This window comes from Microlunatus speluncae (assembly GCF_009299835.1).
Taxonomy (GTDB): domain Bacteria; phylum Actinomycetota; class Actinomycetes; order Propionibacteriales; family Propionibacteriaceae; genus Microlunatus; species Microlunatus speluncae.
Map to the genome: position 1 here is coordinate 187,678 of NZ_VKCZ01000020.1, position 17,197 is coordinate 204,874.

Sequence of the window (17,197 nt, forward strand, 5' to 3'; positions counted from 1 at the left end):
CTGAGTTGTGCCCTGGGGCTACTCAGTTCTGACAAGTCGGCCTTGAAAGTCGAGGATGCGGTCGATCGCGGCTGCGACTGCGGTGGGGCCGGCGGCCAGGGACAGGCGGATCCAGGAATCACCGTGGACGCCGTCGAAGTCGAGGCCGGGGGTGATCGCGACGCCGTGGTCTTCCAGCAGCGCGGCGGCCCAGTCGGCGCTGGTGCTGAACCGGCCCCGCAGTTGATCATGGATCCCGGCGTAGACGTAGAAGGCGCCGTCGACCGGGGCCAGGCCGGACCAGCCGAGGTCGTCGACCGCGTCCAAGATCACCCGCCGGGCTTCGGCAAACCCGGCGACGGCCGTCTCGGCTTCGGCGTACGAGGCGTCGGTGAAGGCGGCGATCGCCGCATGCTGAGCCGGGACCGGCGGGCAGAGGGCGATGTTGCCGGCCAACGCGTCGAAGCCCGGGACGAGATCGTCGGGCAGCACGGCCCAGCCGAGCCGCCAGCCGGTCATCCCCCAGTATTTCGAGAAGGAGGAGATGATCACCGACTGTTGATCATGGGCCAGGGCGCAACTGCCGACCGTGCCGGTGTAGCTGATCCCGTGATAGATCTCATCGCTGATCAGCCGCACCTCATGATCACGGCACCAGTGGGCCAGGGCGGCCAGGTGATCGTCGTCGATCATGGTGCCGGTCGGGTTGGCCGGTGACGCGACGACCAGGCCGGCCACCGGGCCGTCCCGCAGTGCCTGATCGAGTTGCTCGACGCTGGGCTGGAACCGCAGCTCGGGGCCGCAGTCGAGCTCGACCACGGTGCAGCCGAGCGAGGTCAGGATGTTCCGGTACGCCGGGTAGCCGGGCCGGGCCAGCAGCACCCGGTCGCCGGGGTCGAACGCGGCCAGGAAGGTGAGCAGGAACGCGCCGGAGGAGCCGGTGGTGATCGCGACCCGGGCCGGGTCGACTTCGAGGCCGTACCAGCGGCCGTAGTGCGCGGCCAGTTGCTCCCGCAACGGCCGGATGCCGAAGGTCTCGCTGTAGCCGAGCGGCAGCGGCTCGCTCATCAACTCGGCCAGCCGCCGCCGCACGTCGGCCGGCGCCCCCTGCGACGGCTCCCCGGCACAGAGCGAGATGACCTCCCGCCCGGCCGCCCGCAGCTCGGCCACCCGGGCCAGCACGGTCATCACCGTGAACGGCGGGACGCCGGAGCGTCGGGACGGGCCATGGGACTGCATGCCGCCAGCCAACCAGATGCGCCACCGGGCTCGACCATTGAGCGGGTGGTGTGTTGGTTCCGTTCCCTGAGCCTGTCGAAGGGGGGCAGACCACACTTCGCCGTGCTCCAGGGATTTCGGCCTGACGGCCGCGGAAAGACGCGCCAAAGAGACGGGTGGGGTTCGCGGTCGGCGGAGAATCGCGGCCGGGTGCCAGTTTCGATGCCGTTTCCGTGCGGCGGGAGCCGATTCCCGCCGCAAGGTTGCTCTGGGGTCATCGACTGTGACGTTCCCCGGCTTCAGATCGACGATCGGGCCGGGGAACGTCACAGTCGATGAACACCGAACCCCCGATTGACCTGCGAGGGCGCGGGCCCGGTGAATCCGACACGGGCCGCGGTCTGGCTTGCCCTTCGACAGGCTCAGGGAACGAACACGCGCCCGGCCGCTGTAGCCGGCCGACCGCAACAACCTGCCCGCCCCTTGGCGCGTCTTTCCGCGGCCGTCAGGCCGAAATCCGTGAGAACGGCCGCGGTCCGGCTTGCCCTTCGACAGGCTCAGGGAACGAAATCCCCGCTCAGCTCACCCTCGTAACCAGGACGGACCCGCGCAGCCCCCGCCAGCCACGTGCCACGGCGCCCTCCGGTGGATCCAGGGAAGCGAACGCTCCGGTCCGGTCGGCGGCGGACGACTCACCCGCGTCCGGACGCGGTTAGCCCGGGCGGGGGAGGTCCGGTGCGGCGGGTGGCGCGATCGTGAGGGGTATGACGTCGGTTTCGAGCGGTGAGTGGGCCGGATCCCGATCGGCCGAGCGGTTGACGATCGCCGCTGGGGTCGCGCTGGTGGTGATCGCGGCACTGCATCTGATCATGATGAGTCTGCACGGAGGGTGGGCCGGGTGGCTGGCCGGTGGGCTGCGCGGAGCTCCGCCGGGCGATCCCGAAGTCGGCGCGTTCTGGGCCGGGATCGGCGGGTTCGCGGTGCCGGTGGCGCTGCTCGGCGGCATGATCATCCGCACCGCTCGCCGTGGGCTGCGGTGCTCGCCGGTCCTGGGCTACGGACTGCTCGGGTGGGCCGGCTGCTGCGTCTATCTGCTGGGGCCGAGTGGATTCCTCACTTTCGGAGTCCCCGCGGCGTTGTTGATCATCGCCGACCTGCTCGCGCGGTCCGGCGATCGGCACCGCCCTGGAATTCGTCCCCGATCCAGCGATTCGGTCGCGACACGCCGGTGATCACCGGCCGCGGCGCCGACTGGCGGTCGAATTCCAGGGAGTCAGGCGACCACGGGTTGCGTGGCCGCCTCGACCGAACGCAGGGCGGCGAGAGCCGCGACGCGGCCGGCCCGATTGGCGCCGATGGTCGACGCCGACGGGCCGTAGCCGACGAACTGGATCCGCTGGTCCCGCGCGGCGGTGGTCGGGGTGTGCTGGTCCAGCCGGGCGATCAACCGGATCCCGCCGGACTCCTCGCGCAGGCGCAGCGGCGCCAGATGGCCGACCGACGGGCGGAAGCCGGTGGCCCAGATGATCACGTCGGCCGGCTCGAACCGGCCGTCGGCCCAGCGCACGCCGTCCGGCTCGATCGAGGCGAACATCGGCTCTCGTCGGTACGCCCCCAGCTCCTCCGCCCGCCGCTCCTGCGGCCGCAGTTGCAACCCGGTCACCGAGACCACGCTCTGCGGCGGCAGGCCGCGGCGAACCCGTTCCTCGACCAGGGCCACGGCCGCCCGCCCGGCCTCCGGATCGAACTCGGCGGTCCGCCACACCGGCGGCCGCCGGGTCACCCAGAGCGTGGAGGCCAGCGGCGCCAGCTCACCCAGGATCTGCACGGCCGAGGCGCCGCCGCCCACCACCACGACCCGCCGGCCGCGGAATGCCTCCGGGCCCTCGTAGTTGGCGGTGTGCAACTGCCGGCCGCGGAAGGTCTCCTGTCCCGGGTAGTACGGCAGGAACGGCGTCCGCCAGGTGCCGGTCGCGTTGATCAACGCGCGAGCCCGCCAACGGCCCAGATCCGTGTCCACCAAGAGATTCCCGGATGATTCGCCCGCGACCCGGTCGACCCGCACCGGCCTGATCACGGGCAGTCCGAACCGCTCCTCGTACCGGGTGAAATAGTCGGGCACGACATCGCGCGCCGGCACCCGTGGGTCGTGCTCGGGGAGCTCCATCCCGGGCAGTGATGCGACACCGTGCACGTCGGCCATGGTCAGCGTGTGCCACCGATGCTGCCACGCTCCGCCCGGCCGCTGGTCGGCGTCGAGCACCGCGAAGTCCGCGCCCAACCGCTTCAGGTGATAGGCCGCGGAGAGGCCGGCCTGGCCGGCCCCGATCACCAGCACGTCGACCTCGCGAACCTCCACGCCAGCGCAACAGCGCCCGGCCCCGGATTGTTCCGACTGGTTGATCAATCCGCCGGGCCGGGGTTATCGTTGCGGTGGCTGAACAGGCAGCCTCCGGTCCGTGGAAAGGGCGCAGCCCACCTGATTCCTTGATCATGAAAGACGGCTCTTCACGCCTCCTTTCGCCCGGTGACACGGACCTCGGGCACACCGAAAGGAGTCGGCATGCCGACCAAACACCTGCCCGACCGTCCCCAGCTCGATCACCTGCGGAACCAGGCGAAATCCTTGCAGCGCGCCGTTCGCGGCGGTGACACCGAAGCCAACCAGCGGGTCGAGGACTGCTATCCCGGCGGACTGCCCGCCGATCACACCGGTTTCGGCCTGAGCGAGGCCCAGCTCGTCGTGGCCCGCGAGTACGGCTTCTCCAGCTGGACCCGGCTGAAGCGCTACCTACAGACCGTCGCCGACTTCAGCTGGGAGCTCACGCCGCGGGCCGACGGCACACCGGCGGACGAGTTCTGCCGCCTGGCCTGTCTCACCTACAGCCACGAGGACGGCCCGGATCGGTGGGGCCAGGCCCGCGCCATCCTGGCCGAGCAGCCCGGGCTCACCGCCGATCATGTCTGGGCCGCCGCGGCCGCCGCCGATCTGACCGCGGTGCAGCGCCTGATCGAGGCCGAGCCGGCGCTGGCCGGCCGGCGCGGCGGGCCGCACCGGTGGACCCCGATGTTCTATCTGGCCTACTCCCGGTTGGATCCCGAGGTGCCGGCCGACCGGGTGCTCGGCATCGCCCGGCTGCTTCGTGATCATGGTGCGGATCCCAACGAGGGCTACCTGTGGAACGGCGGCCCGTACGCGTTCACCGTGCTCACCGGCGCCTTCGGCGAGGGCGAGCAGGGGCCGACGCGGCAGCCCCGGCACCCGCATTCGCTCCAACTGGCCCGGCTGCTGCTCGAGGCCGGCGCCGATCCGGTCGATGATCAAACTCTGTACAACCGGATGTTCCGGCCGGACGATGATCATCTCCAGCTGCTGTTCGAGTACGGTCTCGGCCGCGGTGATCAACCGGGCCCGTGGCGGGAGCGGATGACCGATCTGCACGCCGACCCGGCGACCAAGCTCCGGGTCCAGCTGCGCTGGGCGATCGAGCACGGGTTCGCCGACCGGGTCCGGCTGCTGGCCGGGCACGCGGTCGACGTGCAGAGCCCGTACGAGGACGGCCGGACTCCGCTGGCCATCGCCGAGCTGTACGGCGGGCCGGCGGTGATCGAGGCCTTGCGCGAGGCCGGGGCGGAGCGGCCGGTCCCGGACAACCCGGCGGATGCGCTGGTCGCCGCGGTGTTCCGCGCCGACCCGGCCGCCGTCCAGACCCTGGTCCGGGACCATCCGGACGCCGCCGAGGCGGTCCGGCGCGGCGGCCGGAACCTGCTGCCCTGGGCGGCGGCCGCGTCCGGCCGGGAGGAGACCATACGGCTGCTGGTCGAGCTCGGCCTCGACGTCAACGCCCTCGGCCGCTCCGACGTGCCGGTCGACGGCGGTTGGATCGAGACCGGCTGGGGCCAGGCCGGCGGCGAGCGGGGCGGCCACACCGCCCTGCACGAGGCGGCCTACCGGGGTGACGCCGGCTTGGTGCGGACCCTGCTCGACCTCGGCGCCGACGCCGGCCGGCACGACACCGACCACGACGCCACCCCGCTCGGCTGGGCGCAGTACGCCGAGCAGCAGGGCGAGGACCGGGAGGCGGTGATCGAGCTGCTCCGGCCGCTGACCACCGCCTGAGCCGAGCCAGGCGGACCGGCCGGGCCGACCGACTGCTGATCCGGCGGTTACAGGCCCGGCCGCTCCGCCTAAGCTTGTGTCCCGTGTCGAAGGTCTGCCAATGTGTTCGCGGCCACCAGCTGCGACCCCTCGGGTCGTTGCCGGCCTGCACTCGGGGAATGCGAACCTGAGGAGACGCCGACCACATGATGCGCACGATGTTCAAGTCGAAGATCCACCGGGCCACGGTGACGCAGGCCGAGCTGCACTACATCGGCTCGCTCACCGTGGACGTCGAGTTGCTCGAGGCTGCGGACCTGCTGCCCGGCGAACAGGTCTCGGTGGTCGACATCACCAACGGCGCGCGGCTGGAGACCTACCTGATTCCGGGCGAACGCGGCTCGGGCATCATCGGGGTCAACGGTGCGGCGGCCCACCTGATCAACGTCGGGGACCTGGTCATCGTCCTGTCCTACGCGGCGATGACGGACCAGGAGGCGCGGGCGTACAACCCGACCGTGGTGCACGTCGACGGCGACAACAAGATCATCACCGTGGGCTCCGATCCGGCCGAGGCCGCGCCGGGTCTGGTGCTGATCTCCAGCGACCGCAGCGGGACGGGTGATGGCTGAACCTGCCCCCTACGGCTCCGCGACCGGGCCGGCCCAGCGCCGGCTCCGGATCGGCGATCTGCAGCGCGCCAAGGAAGCCGGTGAACGCTGGGCGATGCTGACCAGCTACGACCAGTACACGGCGTCGATCTTCGAGGCCGCCGGCATCGAGGTGCTGCTGGTCGGGGATTCCGCCGCCAACAACGTGTACGGCTACGAGACCACGGTGCCGATCACGGCCGAGGAGCTGATCCCGCTGGCCCGGGCCGTGGTCCGGTCGACCCAGCGGGCGTTCGTCGTCGCGGACCTGCCGTTCGGATCGTACGAGAGCGGGCCGGAGCAGGCCCTGGCCACGGCGGTCCGGTTCATGAAGGAGACCGGCTGCCACGCGGTGAAGCTGGAGGGCGGCGTCCGGGTGGCCGCCCAGATCGCCGCGATCACCACCGCGGGCATCCCGGTGATGGCGCACATCGGCTTCACCCCACAGAGCGAGCACGCCCTCGGCGGCTATCGGGTCCAGGGCCGGGGCTCCGGCGCGGCCGCGCTGCTGGACGACGCCCGGGCGGTGGCCGAGGCCGGCGCCTTCTCGGTGGTGCTGGAGATGGTGCCCGGTGAGCTGGCCCGCCGGGTCACGACCGAGCTGGCCATCCCGACCATCGGCATCGGCGCCGGCCCGGACTGCGACGCCCAGGTGCTGGTCTGGCAGGACATGGCCGGGCTGCGGGACGGCCCGCTGCCGCGGTTCGTCAAGCAGTACGCCGACCTGGCCGGCGAGCTGCGACGGGCTGCCGAAACGTACGCCGCCGATGTCCGGGAGCAGCGGTTCCCGGCTGCCGAGCACACCTTCGGCGATCGCCGGATCACCGCCATCGATCGGAGCGCCGGATGAACTCACCGCGGGCCAGCACTGCACGTTTCCGGGGGCCGGCCGATGAATCGGGCCCCTGGAGGCGCTTCGCTCCGCTCAACGTTTCGGAGGGGACACCGATGAAGGTCGTGCACAGCATCCATGAGCTGGAGCTGATCCGGGCGCAACTCGGCGACGCCCAGGTCGGCCTGGTGCCGACGATGGGGGCGCTGCACCCGGGGCACATGTCGCTGGTCGACCTGGCCCGCAAGGTCTGCGACGTCGTGGTGGTGAGCATCTTCGTCAACCCGCTCCAGTTCGGCCCGGAGGAGGACTACGCGCGGTATCCGCGGCCGCTGCAGCACGACCTGGACATCTGCGAGCAGGCCGGGGTCGAGCTCGTCTTCAACCCCGGCGTCACCGATCTGTTCCCGGCGCAGCGCCAGGTCACGGTGCAGGCCGGCCCGCTCGGCTCGGTCTTCGAGGGCTCGGCCCGGCCCGGCCACTTCGACGGCATGCTGACCGTCGTGCTGAAGCTGCTCAACCTGGTGCAGCCGACGATGTCGATCTTCGGCCGGAAGGACGCCCAGCAGCTGGCCAGCGTGAAGCGGATGGTCACCGATCTCAATGTCGACGTCGAGATCGTCCAGGCGCCGATCATCCGGGAGCCGGACGGCCTGGCCATGTCCAGCCGCAACCAGTATCTGTCGCCGCCGGACCGGCAGTCGGCGACCGCGATCTGGCGGGCGCTGGAGGCCGCGAGCACCGAGGTGACGGCCTCGGCCGCGAAGCGGGCGGCGACCGAGGTGCTGGACGCAGCGGCGGCCGCGAACCCGAATTTCGTCCTCGACTATGCCGAGGTCGTCGATCCGGAGACCTTCGCGGTGCTCGACGACGAGGACAGCGGCCCGGCCCTGCTGGCCACCGCGGCGACGGTCGGCGCCACCCGGCTGATCGACAACACCGAGCTGACCCTGGCCGGCCCGCCACGGACCGATGAGGACGAGGACGCCGACGGCGACCGGATCGGCGCCTTCCGGGGCGCCCGGGCCTGAACAACGCCCGGGGGTCGCCGCGCGGCCCACTCCGCCCCGGTGTTCGGAATTCGACCAGGGTCGACTTTCGCGCGGTCGCTTGGCCGGTGGGGCGTACGGAATTCGACCAGGGTCGACTTTCGCGCGGTCGCTTGGCCGCTGGGGCGTACGCAACTCGACCGGGGTCGACTTTCGTGACGCAACGTTGACCTCCGGGCATGCAACCTCGCCGGGGTCGGCTGGCGTAACAGGGGTGTAGTCCGTAACGCTCGGGCAACGGTTGGGGCGGCGGATTCGCATTCCGCGGCCGACGCCGCTCCCGCGTGTTACTCCTGTGCTTTGTGTGACGCCTGAGTTTTCGGCGTCCCGGTCGAGGGGAGGCCGCAACGATGGCCGATCATTGGGTACGACTCCGTGGGCTGAAGCTCCTGTCGGGGCTGGCACTGGCCGGCGCGTTGCTGGTCGCCGGGTGCGGCGTCCCGCTGCACGTCGCCGACCCCCTGCCGCCCGCGGAACGACCGCCGGCCACGGCCGGTCCGACGCCGGATGAGACCGAGCCCTCGGCCACCCCGGCCCCCACCACCTCGCCCGCGTCGCCCACCCCGGAGCCGACCCCCACACCGACGCTCAAGCCGTCGGCGACCAAGCCGCCGGCCCGGCCGATCCTGTCCGAGGGCGACTCCGGCGCCAAGGTGAAGGAGTTGCAGGCGCGGTTGAAGCAGCTGGACTGGTTCGCCGATTCGATCACCGGAACGTACGGCAAGGTCACGGCCCGCGGGGTGAAGGGCTTCCAGGGAAAGCGGAAGCTGACGGCGACCGGCGCGGTGGACCAGCGGACCTGGGAGACCTTGATCGGGATGACCCGGACGCCGACCGAAGCCGAGCTGAGCAACCGCCCCGCGCTGCTCTCCCGCGGCGACTCCGGCCGCAAGGTGAAGGAACTGCAGGCGCGACTGAAGCAGCTTGATCATTTCGACGAGTCGATCACCGGCAGCTATGGTCCGGTCACGACGGCCGCGGTCCGGGACTTCCAGCGGGACCGGGGCCTCGGGGTGACCGGCGCGGTGGACCAGCAGACCTGGGACGCCCTGGTCGGGCGGACCCGGAAGCCGACCGCGGCCGAGCTCGCCGACGCGGTCCCGAGCAGCTCCACCGCCGGGCTGGACGAGCGCTGCCTGACCGGCCGCGCGGTCTGCATCAGCAAGCGCACCAACAAGCTGGTCTGGTTGATCAACGGCACCCCGAAGCTGCGGATGGACGTCCGGTTCGGCTCCGACGAGCTGCCCACCCGCGAGGGCACGTTTTCCGTGCTGCGCAAGAAGAAGGACGTGATCTCGAACATCTATCACACGCCGATGCCGTACTCGATGTTCTTCAGCGGCGGCCAGGCCGTGCACTACTCGGCCGACTTCGCCGCCCGCGGCTACAACGGCGCCTCGCACGGTTGTGTCAACGTCCGGAATTGGGACGCGATCGTCGCCCTCTATGCCCAGACCCGGGTCGGCGACAAGGTGATCGTCTACTCCTGATCATGATCGACAGATCCATGATCAGGAAGCCGGTTCAGGGAAGGTCGGCGTTGACCAGGTCGGCCAACACGGTCTGCCATTGATCATCGGTGAGCTCGCTCAGCATCCGGTCGGGCGGCGGCTCGCTGGTCGTCTTGGGGCATTCGGTGTCTTCGCCCTCGACGACGACCGATCGGATCTGCCGGTGGGTGCGGAGTTCATAGACGCGGACCCGGTAGGTCGCTCGTACCATCGGCACCGAGATCCCTGACCCGAGCCCGGTGGGGCTGTACGGACCGCAGGTCAGCTCATCGGACCGTTGTTCGCCCTCCAGCGAGCCGCAGGCAATCAGTTGCACGGCTTCCGGTTCGTCCGGATCGGCTACCGGCCAGACGGACCCGTTCGGCAGCCCCGGCGTCTCGATCAAGAGTTGACCGGTCTCGGACGGCATCTGGACGGTGACCGGATGCGGAGCGGGACCCGCATAGGGTGTGGCGTCGTCATAGGTGGTGCCGTCGCAGGCCCGGTCCAGCTCGTACACGTCATCGGGCAGGCCGCCGGGAAAGTTGACGACGATGAATGCGGTCCCGATGCCGAACGCCGCGACGAGAGCAATCACGGTGACGGCGATCCGATGCTTCTCCCGCCGGTCTGCCGGAAAGGCGACGGCCAGGCCGACGGCGAAGGCGACCAGGGCGATGCCCAAGATCATCATGATCACTGAGTCGGCCACGAGGTCGCCGTCCGGCCCGTCGTCGCTGCTGATCATGGTCTCGAGGGGAAACCAGACGGCCGCGAGGCCGCCGACCGCGAAAGCGAACACCACCAGCAGCACCAGGACCGACAGAGCGACCTCGCGCAACACCGCAGCCAACGACGACACCTCGCTTCGATCAAGTGTTTCGTTCGCAGCACTCTAAGGGTGCTGCCACCGCCGGTGAAACCTCATGATCACGCAGCCGGACTGGCTTCCAGTGCCGTGCGGATGCCGGCGGCAACCTCGGCCACCGCAACCGGGGACGAGGTGTCGACCCGCACCAACGGACCCATCGCCATCGGCTCCATCTGCTCGGCCAGCGCCCACCAGCCCTCCCGGGATTCCGGTCCCTGCGGATGGATCGCATGCCTGGCCCGGGCCAGATAGCGTGCCCAGGCGAGCTCGGTCGGCACGTCGCACCAGAGCTCGACCAGGTGGTCGACGCCGGCGATCTTCAGGCCACGCTCGAAGTGCCCCCGGTTCCGGGTGGGATTGGCGACGGTCTCGACCAGCACCAGGCCCGGCACCTCGGCGGCGAGCAGCCAGATGGTCTCGCCGGTGACCGCGCCGAGCCGCTGCGTCGGGATGGTCCCGACGCCGACGGCGTCGGCCAGGGCTTCCTTGATCCGGTCCTTGCTCAGCCAGGTGGCGCCGAGCTCGGGCGCCAGCGCTCGGGCCAGGGTGCTCTTCCCGGCGCCGGGAAGGCCGTTGATCAACACCATCGTGGTCGCCATGGTGCACGACGCTAGCGACTTGCTAGAAGCGGATGGTGACGAAGCGGGGCCGGTTGTTGTTGACGTTGTACGAGATCACCAGCTCGCCGGGCTGGCTGATGCCGGGATGGGCGGCGACGTTGTACGGCGCGTAGAGGTTGCCGACGCCGCCCTCGGGGGCGGTGTAGACCGCGGTCCGCGGGCCGAACGGGCCGGCCGGGGTCGGCGCGGTGGCCACGTACACGCGGTGGTCGGTGAAGATCGCCGCCGAGGTGGTGGTGAGCACGAACTGCCCGTTCATCGGGGTCACGCTGTAGGAGGCGCCGACGTCGGTGGTGATCGCGACCGTCGAATCCGGATCGGAGGTCCAGCGCGTGCCGTTCCAGAACTGCCAGTCCTGCCGGGTCAGGTGACCGGCCCGGGCGCGGGCGAGGTGGATGGAGCTGTCCTTGAGGCCGTAGATGTAGGTGAAGCGACCGCACTGCACCAGCTCGGTGCCCCAGCTGACGCCGCCCGCCTTGCCGTAGGTCGTGGTGACGTCCCGGACCTTGAAATCCTTGGTGTACGTGACGATGTCGGTGCTGATCCAGCCGAAGTTCCAGGGCGGCTCGCCGTCGGTCTTGCCGGTCCGGTACTCGAACACCTTCAGCTGGCCGCCGTCGACGATGCCGTCTCCGTTCCAGTACCAGGGGTCGCCGTCGACCGCGCCCGGCGGATCGGCGATCGAGTGCGGGTCGTGCTGGGTGCCGCCGGTGATCGTGGTGTCCGGCAGGCCGTCGGCGCCGCCGAGCACGATCGAGCCGTGGATGAAGCCGGGCTCGGTCATGCTCTCGTCGGCGTTGACCGGACCGAGGAAGGTGTCGTTCATCAGCCACACCACGCCGTAGCCGCGGACCGTCGTGGAATAGACCCCGTCCGACGCCGCCCAGCCACCCTGGTTCGGCCAGCCGCCGCCGCTGTTGCCGAAGGCGCGGAACGCCTCCGTCACCTCGGTGTTGGCGGTGGCCGTCGGGGCGCCGAGCGAGCCGCTGGAATGGTTCGGGGCGCCGGCCGAGCACTGGTCGGCCGGCGGCGTCGCGGGTACGGTCTCGGCCCGGGCCGCTGGGCCGAACAGGCCGAGCGCCGTGACACCGGCGAGCAGGGTGGCGCCGAGGGTGGTTCACGGTCCAGGTCTCATGGGAATCCCCTTCCGGCCCGATCGCGTCCACGGACGCCCCGGCCACGAAATGTCAACGTTGTCAATCGCGTTCGGACGACTCTAGGCAGGCTGGCCGCCGGGTGGCAACACCCCACCTACAATCCCGAGATGAGCACCGATCCGCCCGCCGCGCCGCCGCCTCGGCCGGGGTCGCCGCAGCCGGGGCCTCGGCGGCCGCGACTGCAGGAGGTGTCGGCCGCGACCGGGGTCAGCATCAAAACCGTCTCCCGGGCCCTGCGGGGTGACGCCGGGGTGCGCGAGTCGACCCGGCAGCGGATCGTCGCCGAGGCCGACCGGATCGGCTTCCGGCTGAACGACGTTGCCGCGGGGTTGCGCCGCAAGAGCCAGGCGATGACGACCATCGGGGTGACCCTCGGCGACAGCGCCAATCCGTTCTTCGCGCCGATCCTGCGCGGCATCCATTCCATCGCCGCCGAACACGGCTATCTGGTCCTGACCGCCGACGCCCAGAACGATCCCGGGTTGGAGCGACGTCAACTCCAGGCCTTCTTCGCCCAACGGGTCGCCGGGCTGATCATCGCTCCGGTCGGCGACGACCTGGGCTATCTCGCGCACGAGGCCGCGTACGGTTCCGCGATCGTGTTCGTCGACTCGCCTCCACCCGGGCTCGGCTCCGCGATGGACTCGGTCACCACGACCAACGAGGCCAGCACCCGGGCCGGGGTCGAGCACCTGCTGGCGGCCGGCCGGCGCCGGATCGCCTACCTCGGTCATCCGCGCCGGGGCAGCGGCGCGATGGAACGCTGGGCCGGCTATGTCGCCGCCCTGACCGGCGCCGGGCTGGCTGTTGATCATGAGCTGGTCCGCGACGAATTGGTGACCGAGGACGACGCGCATCGGGCCGCCGAGGATCTGCTGGGCCGCGCCCGGCCGGACGCGATCTTCGTCGACAACAATCGGCTCTGCACCGGCCTGCTCCAATCCCGGGCCTTCGCCGCGACCCGCCCCGACGTCGTCAGCTTCGACGACTTCCCGCTCGCCGCCGCCTTCGGCATCACGGTGATCGACAGCCGCCCGTACGAGGTCGGCCGAGCCGGCGCCGAACTTCTCTTCGCTCGCCTCGCCGACCCGACGGCCGCACCGCAGCGCCGCGAGCTCCCCGCTCAGTTGATCATCAACCGTGACCCGAGCTACTGACCTGGTGCGCTGAGTCCGATCCTCGTAATCTGAAGAGATGCGGCTCCCCTGGCATCGACATCGATCGCAGCCCGAGAGCAGGTCTGCGAGGTATCCGACGGTCGTCCACTGTGACCTTGCCAAGGATGACGCCGAGATCCCTTGGCTCGTCTCGTTCGTGCTCGAGCGCTTCGAGGAGGATCAGGCGGTGGTCGATCGTTATCGGCGCACGCGCGGCCGGGGCCCGCTGCCGCAGCCTCAGCAGAATGTCCTGAACAGCCCCGAGCATGGTCCACCCTCGGCTGACGGCCTCGAGCGCGTCCAGGTGCTCCTTGATCACCAGGCGAGGAGACGGGCTCGGTTCGAGGAGATCGAAGCCGCCATGGTGGCCGAGGGACGGATCACAGACCAGATGTTCGCCGATCTGATGGTCTACGCGGGGCACTTCCGTACTCACCCCGACTTCCTCCGTGCCTGGAGCGTGATCAATTACCTGAATCCGCCGGACGCCGGACGAGCGTGATCGCGGCGAAGGTCTGGCGGTCATCCGAGGGGACAGCGTCGCCGAGCGAGGACGCGATCGCCCGCCGGACCTGACTCCGGAGGGCGATCGCGATCCGGTCGCTAGTCCCGCGGGCCGCCGCAGGACGGGCCGTTGGCGCCGTCAAAGCGGAGGGAGCCGAAGAAGTCGCGGTAGGTGGAGAAGAAGTTGCCCTTGTCGCGCGGGCCGGTGACGGCTTCGCAGCCGGCGTAGTCGACCTCGGAATTGAGGTGGATCCAGGAGTCCGTCCGGTTCCAGTCGGACTTCCCGCGATCGTTCATCGCGCCCAGGTCGGAGACGTCGCCCTGCACGGCGAGGATTTCGCCGCCGCCGTCCAGCCCGGAAAACATGCAGTAGTGATTGTCGGGGCAACGGTCGTAGCCCGTCGCAGCCTGGGCCGGCAGGGCCGGCAAGAACGTCAATGCCGTGATCGCGCCCGCCGCCAGCAATGCCTGAAACTTTCTGCCCACGATTCCTCCTCGGCCGTAATTAATTGCCATCCTGAGGATTGTAAGCAGCAGTTGCGGCAGCCGGAAGCGATTCGGCCAACTCCGATCGTGGCGGTTTCTGCGACACAACCTCACCGGGCCTGCCCTCCGACAAGCTCCTCAGCCCAAGATCATCCGCGCGCTGCTCTTCGCCCACCTTTCGGTTGCTTCGCCCCCGCAACAGACGATGCGTTGGTCGAGTAGGTGGGGCGAAGAACGGTGGAACCAACACTCAAGCGCCCCGGATCAGGGCAGTCGGCCGGCCTCGTGCAGGGCGTCGAAGACCAGCGCATCCACGACCGACACCCGATCCCGATCGGCGTGCCGGAGCCATGCCTTCTCGGCGATCTCCCGCGACGGCACCAACTCGCCCTGATATGCCGCCGTGTAACAGATCATCCGGAACGGCCCGTGGGCCGGATGACCGGGCGGGATCTCCGCGGTGTGGACGTGTCGCATCGTGTCGGGGTCGATCACGACCTGCAGTTCCTCGTCGATCTCCCGGACCAGCGTTTGGCGGTCGGACTCGCCTTCTTCGCGCATGCCGCCGGGGAGATAGAAGAGTTCCCGGCCATGGACCCGGGTCACCAGAAGTTGATCATCCCGGATCAGGATCCAGGCGACCTTCTCCCGGACGCCATGATCATCGATCACGGTCGGAGCCCAAGGTGGTCACGTCCAGTTCGTCCTCCCGGTAGGACCGGCGGATCCGCTTCTTGTCGAACTTGCCGACGCTGGTCTTGGGGATCTCGGCCACCAGGGTCCAGCGCTCCGGGAGTTGCCAGCGGGCGACCTTGTCGGCCAGGAAGGCGCGCAGGTCGTCGAAGGTGATCTGCGCACCCTCACGGAGGACGACGGCGGCCAGCGGGCGTTCACCCCAGCGATCGTCCGGCACCCCGACGACGGAGGCCTCGACCACGTCCGGGTGGGCGATCAGGTGCCCCTCCAGCTCGACCGAGCTGATCCACTCGCCGCCGGATTTGATCACGTCCTTGGACCGGTCGGTCAGCCGCAGGTAGCCGTCGGGGCTGATCACGCCGACGTCGCCGGTCCGCAGCCAGCCGTCGTGGAACTTGTCCGGGTCGTCCGCGCCGTAGTAGGCGTCCGCGATCCAGGGTCCGCGCACCTCGAGCTCGCCGACCGACTCGTCGTCCCAGGGCAGTTCGTCGCCGTCCGGGCCGATCAGTCGCGCCTCGACCGACGGGACGAACCGGCCCTGGGTCAGCCGATAACGATCATGGTCGGCCTCGGCGGCGCCGGCCGGCGGCCGGGCCAGGGTGCCGAGCGGGCTCATCTCGGTCATCCCCCAGGCGTGCAGTGCGGTGATGCCGCGGGCGTCGAAGGCCTTCATCATCGCCTCGGGCAGCGCCGAGCCGCCGACGACCACCTCGGTCAGCGACGACACATCGGCGTCCGGGGCGGCCGCCAAGTGCTGCAACAGGCCGGCCCAGACCGTCGGCACGCCAGCGGCCTTGTTGGGCCGGGCCGCGGCGATGAACCGCGCCAGCGGTTCCGGCGCGAGGAACCGGTCCGGCATCGCCATCGAGCAGCCGGTGGCGAACGCCGTGTACGGCAGCCCCCAGGCGAGCACGTGGAACTGCGGCACCACGCCCAGCAGCAGGTCGCGGTAGGACAGGTCGAAGACGTCGGGCAGCGCCTCGGCCAGCGCGTGCAGATAGATCGAGCGGTGGCTGTAGACGACGCCCTTCGGGTCGCCGGTGGTGCCGGAGGTGTAGCACATCGCGGCCGCGCTGCGCTCGTCCACGTCCGGCCAGTCGTACGTCGTCGCCCGGCCCTCGAGCAGCGACTCGTAGGAGTGCACCGCGACGCCGGCGTCGTCGAGCACGGAGAGGTCGGCGTCGCCGGCCACGATCACGTGCTCGACCGAGGTCAGTGCCGGCAGCAGTTTCGCGAAGCCGGGCAGCAGCGAGTTGTCGACGATCACCACCCGGTCGGCGGCGTGGTTGGCGGTGAAGATCAACTGCTCCGGGAACAGCCGGATGTTCAGCGGGTGCACCACCGAGCCCATCGACGGCACAGCCAGATAGGCCTCGACGTGCCGGTCGTTGTTCCACTGGAAGGTGCCGACCCGATCGCCGGCCCCGATCCCGAGGTCTCGTAGCCCGTGTGCCAGCTGGGCCGCCCTGGCCCCGATCTCGGCGAACGTCCGCTCCCGGAGCCCGTCGTCGGTCGCGGTGATCACCCGGCTCGCTCCGTGCACCCGGGCCCCGTGATCAAGCAGTCGGCGGACCTGCAGCGGGATGTCCATCATGGTGCTGGCGAACCCAAGATCTTCGACCATCGAGGCCTCCTCGTCGAGTGCTACGGCTACCGCAACCATGCCGTACGAAATCGGCTGACGGAAGCACTCCGGGGAGCCGCATCGCGGGACCGTAGGCTGAAGCGATGCGAGTGCGCGCGATCGGTGTTGATCAACTGGTCGAGGAACTCGTGGCCCGGCTCGCCTCGTTCGAGCCGGACCGGTGGCTGCGGGTCGCGGTCGACGGCCAGCCGGCCACCGAGCCCGGCCGGCTCGCCGACGCCCTCGTCGCCCCGCTGCGCGTCCTCGGCCGGGACGTCCTGCGGGTGTCCGCGGCCGACTTCCTCCGGCCCGCCTCGCTCCGGTTCGAGCGCGGGAAGCAGGACGCGGAGGCGTTCTACGAGGACTGGCTGGATGCGAACGCGATCGCCCGCGAGCTGCTCGATCCGCTCGATCCCGGCGGCACCGGCCGGGTGCTGCCGAGCCTGTGGGACACCGAGCGCGACCGCGCGACCCGGGCCGACTACGTCGCCCTGCGGCCCGGCGCGGTCGTGATCCTCGACGGCACCCTGCTGCTCGGCCGCTGGCTCCCGTTCGAGTTCACCGTGCACCTCGCGCTGACCCCGGCGGCCCGCGAACGACGGCTGCCACCGGAGGAACGCTGGACCCTGCCCGCGTACGAGCGCTATGACGATGAGGTCGACCCCGAGACGACGGCCGATGTCGTCGTCCGGTGGAACAGCCCCGACCGACCCACCCTCCTCGACCCCACCTGAGATCCGACACCGTGACATCCGTCCAGGACCG

The 17,197-nt window shown here is 70.3% G+C and carries 17 protein-coding genes; 9 read left to right on the forward strand and 8 right to left on the reverse strand.

Annotated elements, in window-relative coordinates; translation table 11 throughout:
- Positions 1-18: 18 nt before the first annotated feature.
- A complete protein-coding gene (locus FNH24_RS26345) occupies positions 19-1,218 on the reverse strand; it encodes a pyridoxal phosphate-dependent aminotransferase (protein ID WP_152365224.1) in 1,200 nt (399 codons plus the stop codon).
- A 743-nt stretch (positions 1,219-1,961) separates the two neighbouring features.
- Between FNH24_RS26345 and FNH24_RS26350 the strand changes: the two genes are divergently transcribed.
- The gene (locus FNH24_RS26350; RefSeq protein WP_152365225.1) at positions 1,962-2,429 is read left to right on the forward strand and encodes a hypothetical protein; all 468 of its coding nucleotides are present in this window, start codon (positions 1,962-1,964) and stop codon (positions 2,427-2,429) included.
- 41 nt (positions 2,430-2,470) lie between these two features.
- Here the strand turns inward: FNH24_RS26350 and FNH24_RS26355 are convergent, their stop codons facing one another.
- The gene (locus FNH24_RS26355) at positions 2,471-3,604 is read right to left on the reverse strand and encodes an FAD-dependent oxidoreductase (RefSeq protein WP_343031913.1); all 1,134 of its coding nucleotides are present in this window, start codon (positions 3,602-3,604) and stop codon (positions 2,471-2,473) included.
- A 156-nt stretch (positions 3,605-3,760) separates the two neighbouring features.
- On the opposite strand from FNH24_RS26355, the gene FNH24_RS26360 reads away from it, so the two are divergent.
- The 5 genes from FNH24_RS26360 (at position 3,761) to FNH24_RS26380 (ending at position 9,317) form a co-directional block, all read left to right on the forward strand.
- A complete protein-coding gene (locus FNH24_RS26360) occupies positions 3,761-5,317 on the forward strand; it encodes an ankyrin repeat domain-containing protein (protein ID WP_152365226.1) in 1,557 nt (518 codons plus the stop codon).
- Between the two features lie 197 nt (positions 5,318-5,514).
- Positions 5,515-5,928 carry an aspartate 1-decarboxylase gene (panD, locus tag FNH24_RS26365; RefSeq protein ID WP_343031914.1) on the forward strand — a complete coding sequence of 138 codons (414 nt, stop codon included), beginning with the start codon at positions 5,515-5,517 and terminating at the stop codon, positions 5,926-5,928.
- The gene (gene panB, locus FNH24_RS26370) at positions 5,921-6,796 is read left to right on the forward strand and encodes a 3-methyl-2-oxobutanoate hydroxymethyltransferase (protein ID WP_152365228.1); all 876 of its coding nucleotides are present in this window, start codon (positions 5,921-5,923) and stop codon (positions 6,794-6,796) included. The genes panD and panB overlap by 8 nt, the downstream gene beginning before the upstream one ends.
- Positions 6,797-6,894: 98 nt before the next feature.
- Positions 6,895-7,809: a pantoate--beta-alanine ligase gene (gene panC / locus FNH24_RS26375; RefSeq protein WP_152365229.1), complete on the forward strand. Its 915-nt coding sequence runs from the start codon at positions 6,895-6,897 to the stop codon at positions 7,807-7,809.
- Positions 7,810-8,177: 368 nt separating this feature from the next.
- Complete coding sequence (locus tag FNH24_RS26380; RefSeq protein ID WP_152365230.1) at positions 8,178-9,317, forward strand: L,D-transpeptidase family protein; 1,140 nt, start codon at positions 8,178-8,180, stop codon at positions 9,315-9,317.
- A 34-nt stretch (positions 9,318-9,351) separates the two neighbouring features.
- Here the strand turns inward: FNH24_RS26380 and FNH24_RS26385 are convergent, their stop codons facing one another.
- The 3 genes from FNH24_RS26385 to FNH24_RS31610 form a co-directional block, all read right to left on the reverse strand.
- Positions 9,352-10,170, reverse strand: a complete 819-nt coding sequence (locus FNH24_RS26385) for a hypothetical protein (protein WP_152365231.1) — start codon at positions 10,168-10,170, stop codon at positions 9,352-9,354.
- A 77-nt stretch (positions 10,171-10,247) separates the two neighbouring features.
- On the reverse strand, positions 10,248-10,787 hold the full coding sequence (locus tag FNH24_RS26390) for a P-loop nucleotide/nucleoside kinase family protein (RefSeq protein WP_152365232.1): 540 nt from the start codon (positions 10,785-10,787) through the stop codon (positions 10,248-10,250).
- Positions 10,788-10,809: 22 nt separating this feature from the next.
- Entirely contained in the window at positions 10,810-11,754 is a 945-nt protein-coding gene (locus tag FNH24_RS31610) for a DUF4185 domain-containing protein (RefSeq protein WP_161606323.1), read from the reverse strand.
- A 318-nt stretch (positions 11,755-12,072) separates the two neighbouring features.
- On the opposite strand from FNH24_RS31610, the gene FNH24_RS26400 reads away from it, so the two are divergent.
- The gene (locus tag FNH24_RS26400) at positions 12,073-13,122 is read left to right on the forward strand and encodes a LacI family DNA-binding transcriptional regulator (RefSeq protein ID WP_161606324.1); all 1,050 of its coding nucleotides are present in this window, start codon (positions 12,073-12,075) and stop codon (positions 13,120-13,122) included.
- Positions 13,123-13,159: 37 nt separating this feature from the next.
- Positions 13,160-13,624, forward strand: a complete 465-nt coding sequence (locus tag FNH24_RS26405; protein ID WP_161606325.1) for a hypothetical protein — start codon at positions 13,160-13,162, stop codon at positions 13,622-13,624.
- Between the two features lie 101 nt (positions 13,625-13,725).
- Here FNH24_RS26405 and FNH24_RS26410 read toward each other — a convergent pair whose 3' ends face one another.
- The 3 genes from FNH24_RS26410 to FNH24_RS26420 all read right to left on the reverse strand — a co-directional run bounded on the left by FNH24_RS26410 (position 13,726) and on the right by FNH24_RS26420 (position 16,432).
- On the reverse strand, positions 13,726-14,112 hold the full coding sequence (locus tag FNH24_RS26410; RefSeq protein ID WP_217428550.1) for a peptidase inhibitor family I36 protein: 387 nt from the start codon (positions 14,110-14,112) through the stop codon (positions 13,726-13,728).
- 264 nt (positions 14,113-14,376) lie between these two features.
- The gene (locus FNH24_RS26415) at positions 14,377-14,784 is read right to left on the reverse strand and encodes an NUDIX hydrolase (protein ID WP_152365235.1); all 408 of its coding nucleotides are present in this window, start codon (positions 14,782-14,784) and stop codon (positions 14,377-14,379) included.
- Positions 14,774-16,432: a long-chain fatty acid--CoA ligase gene (locus tag FNH24_RS26420; protein ID WP_217428551.1), complete on the reverse strand. Its 1,659-nt coding sequence runs from the start codon at positions 16,430-16,432 to the stop codon at positions 14,774-14,776. The genes FNH24_RS26415 and FNH24_RS26420 overlap by 11 nt, the downstream gene beginning before the upstream one ends.
- Positions 16,433-16,536: 104 nt before the next feature.
- On the opposite strand from FNH24_RS26420, the gene FNH24_RS26425 reads away from it, so the two are divergent.
- On the forward strand, positions 16,537-17,166 hold the full coding sequence (locus tag FNH24_RS26425; RefSeq protein ID WP_152365236.1) for a nucleoside/nucleotide kinase family protein: 630 nt from the start codon (positions 16,537-16,539) through the stop codon (positions 17,164-17,166).
- The last annotated feature ends 31 nt before the right edge of the window (positions 17,167-17,197 follow it).

What these genes read in the sequence shown, in the direction of transcription:
- FNH24_RS26360 (WP_152365226.1), top strand. Translation starts at nt 3,761, where the DNA reads ATGCCGACCAAACACCTGCCCGACCGTCCCCAGCTCGATCACCTGCGG.
- FNH24_RS26350 (WP_152365225.1), top strand. Translation starts at nt 1,962, where the DNA reads ATGACGTCGGTTTCGAGCGGTGAGTGGGCCGGATCCCGATCGGCCGAG.
- FNH24_RS26405 (WP_161606325.1), top strand. Translation starts at nt 13,160, where the DNA reads ATGCGGCTCCCCTGGCATCGACATCGATCGCAGCCCGAGAGCAGGTCT.
- panC (WP_152365229.1), top strand. Translation starts at nt 6,895, where the DNA reads ATGAAGGTCGTGCACAGCATCCATGAGCTGGAGCTGATCCGGGCGCAA.
- panB (WP_152365228.1), top strand. Translation starts at nt 5,921, where the DNA reads ATGGCTGAACCTGCCCCCTACGGCTCCGCGACCGGGCCGGCCCAGCGC.
- FNH24_RS26400 (WP_161606324.1), top strand. Translation starts at nt 12,073, where the DNA reads ATGAGCACCGATCCGCCCGCCGCGCCGCCGCCTCGGCCGGGGTCGCCG.
- FNH24_RS26390 (WP_152365232.1), bottom strand. Translation starts at nt 10,787, where the DNA reads ATGGCGACCACGATGGTGTTGATCAACGGCCTTCCCGGCGCCGGGAAG.
- panD (WP_343031914.1), top strand. Translation starts at nt 5,515, where the DNA reads ATGTTCAAGTCGAAGATCCACCGGGCCACGGTGACGCAGGCCGAGCTG.
- FNH24_RS26345 (WP_152365224.1), bottom strand. Translation starts at nt 1,218, where the DNA reads ATGCAGTCCCATGGCCCGTCCCGACGCTCCGGCGTCCCGCCGTTCACG.
- FNH24_RS26380 (WP_152365230.1), top strand. Translation starts at nt 8,178, where the DNA reads ATGGCCGATCATTGGGTACGACTCCGTGGGCTGAAGCTCCTGTCGGGG.
- FNH24_RS26420 (WP_217428551.1), bottom strand. Translation starts at nt 16,432, where the DNA reads ATGGTCGAAGATCTTGGGTTCGCCAGCACCATGATGGACATCCCGCTG.
- FNH24_RS26425 (WP_152365236.1), top strand. Translation starts at nt 16,537, where the DNA reads ATGCGAGTGCGCGCGATCGGTGTTGATCAACTGGTCGAGGAACTCGTG.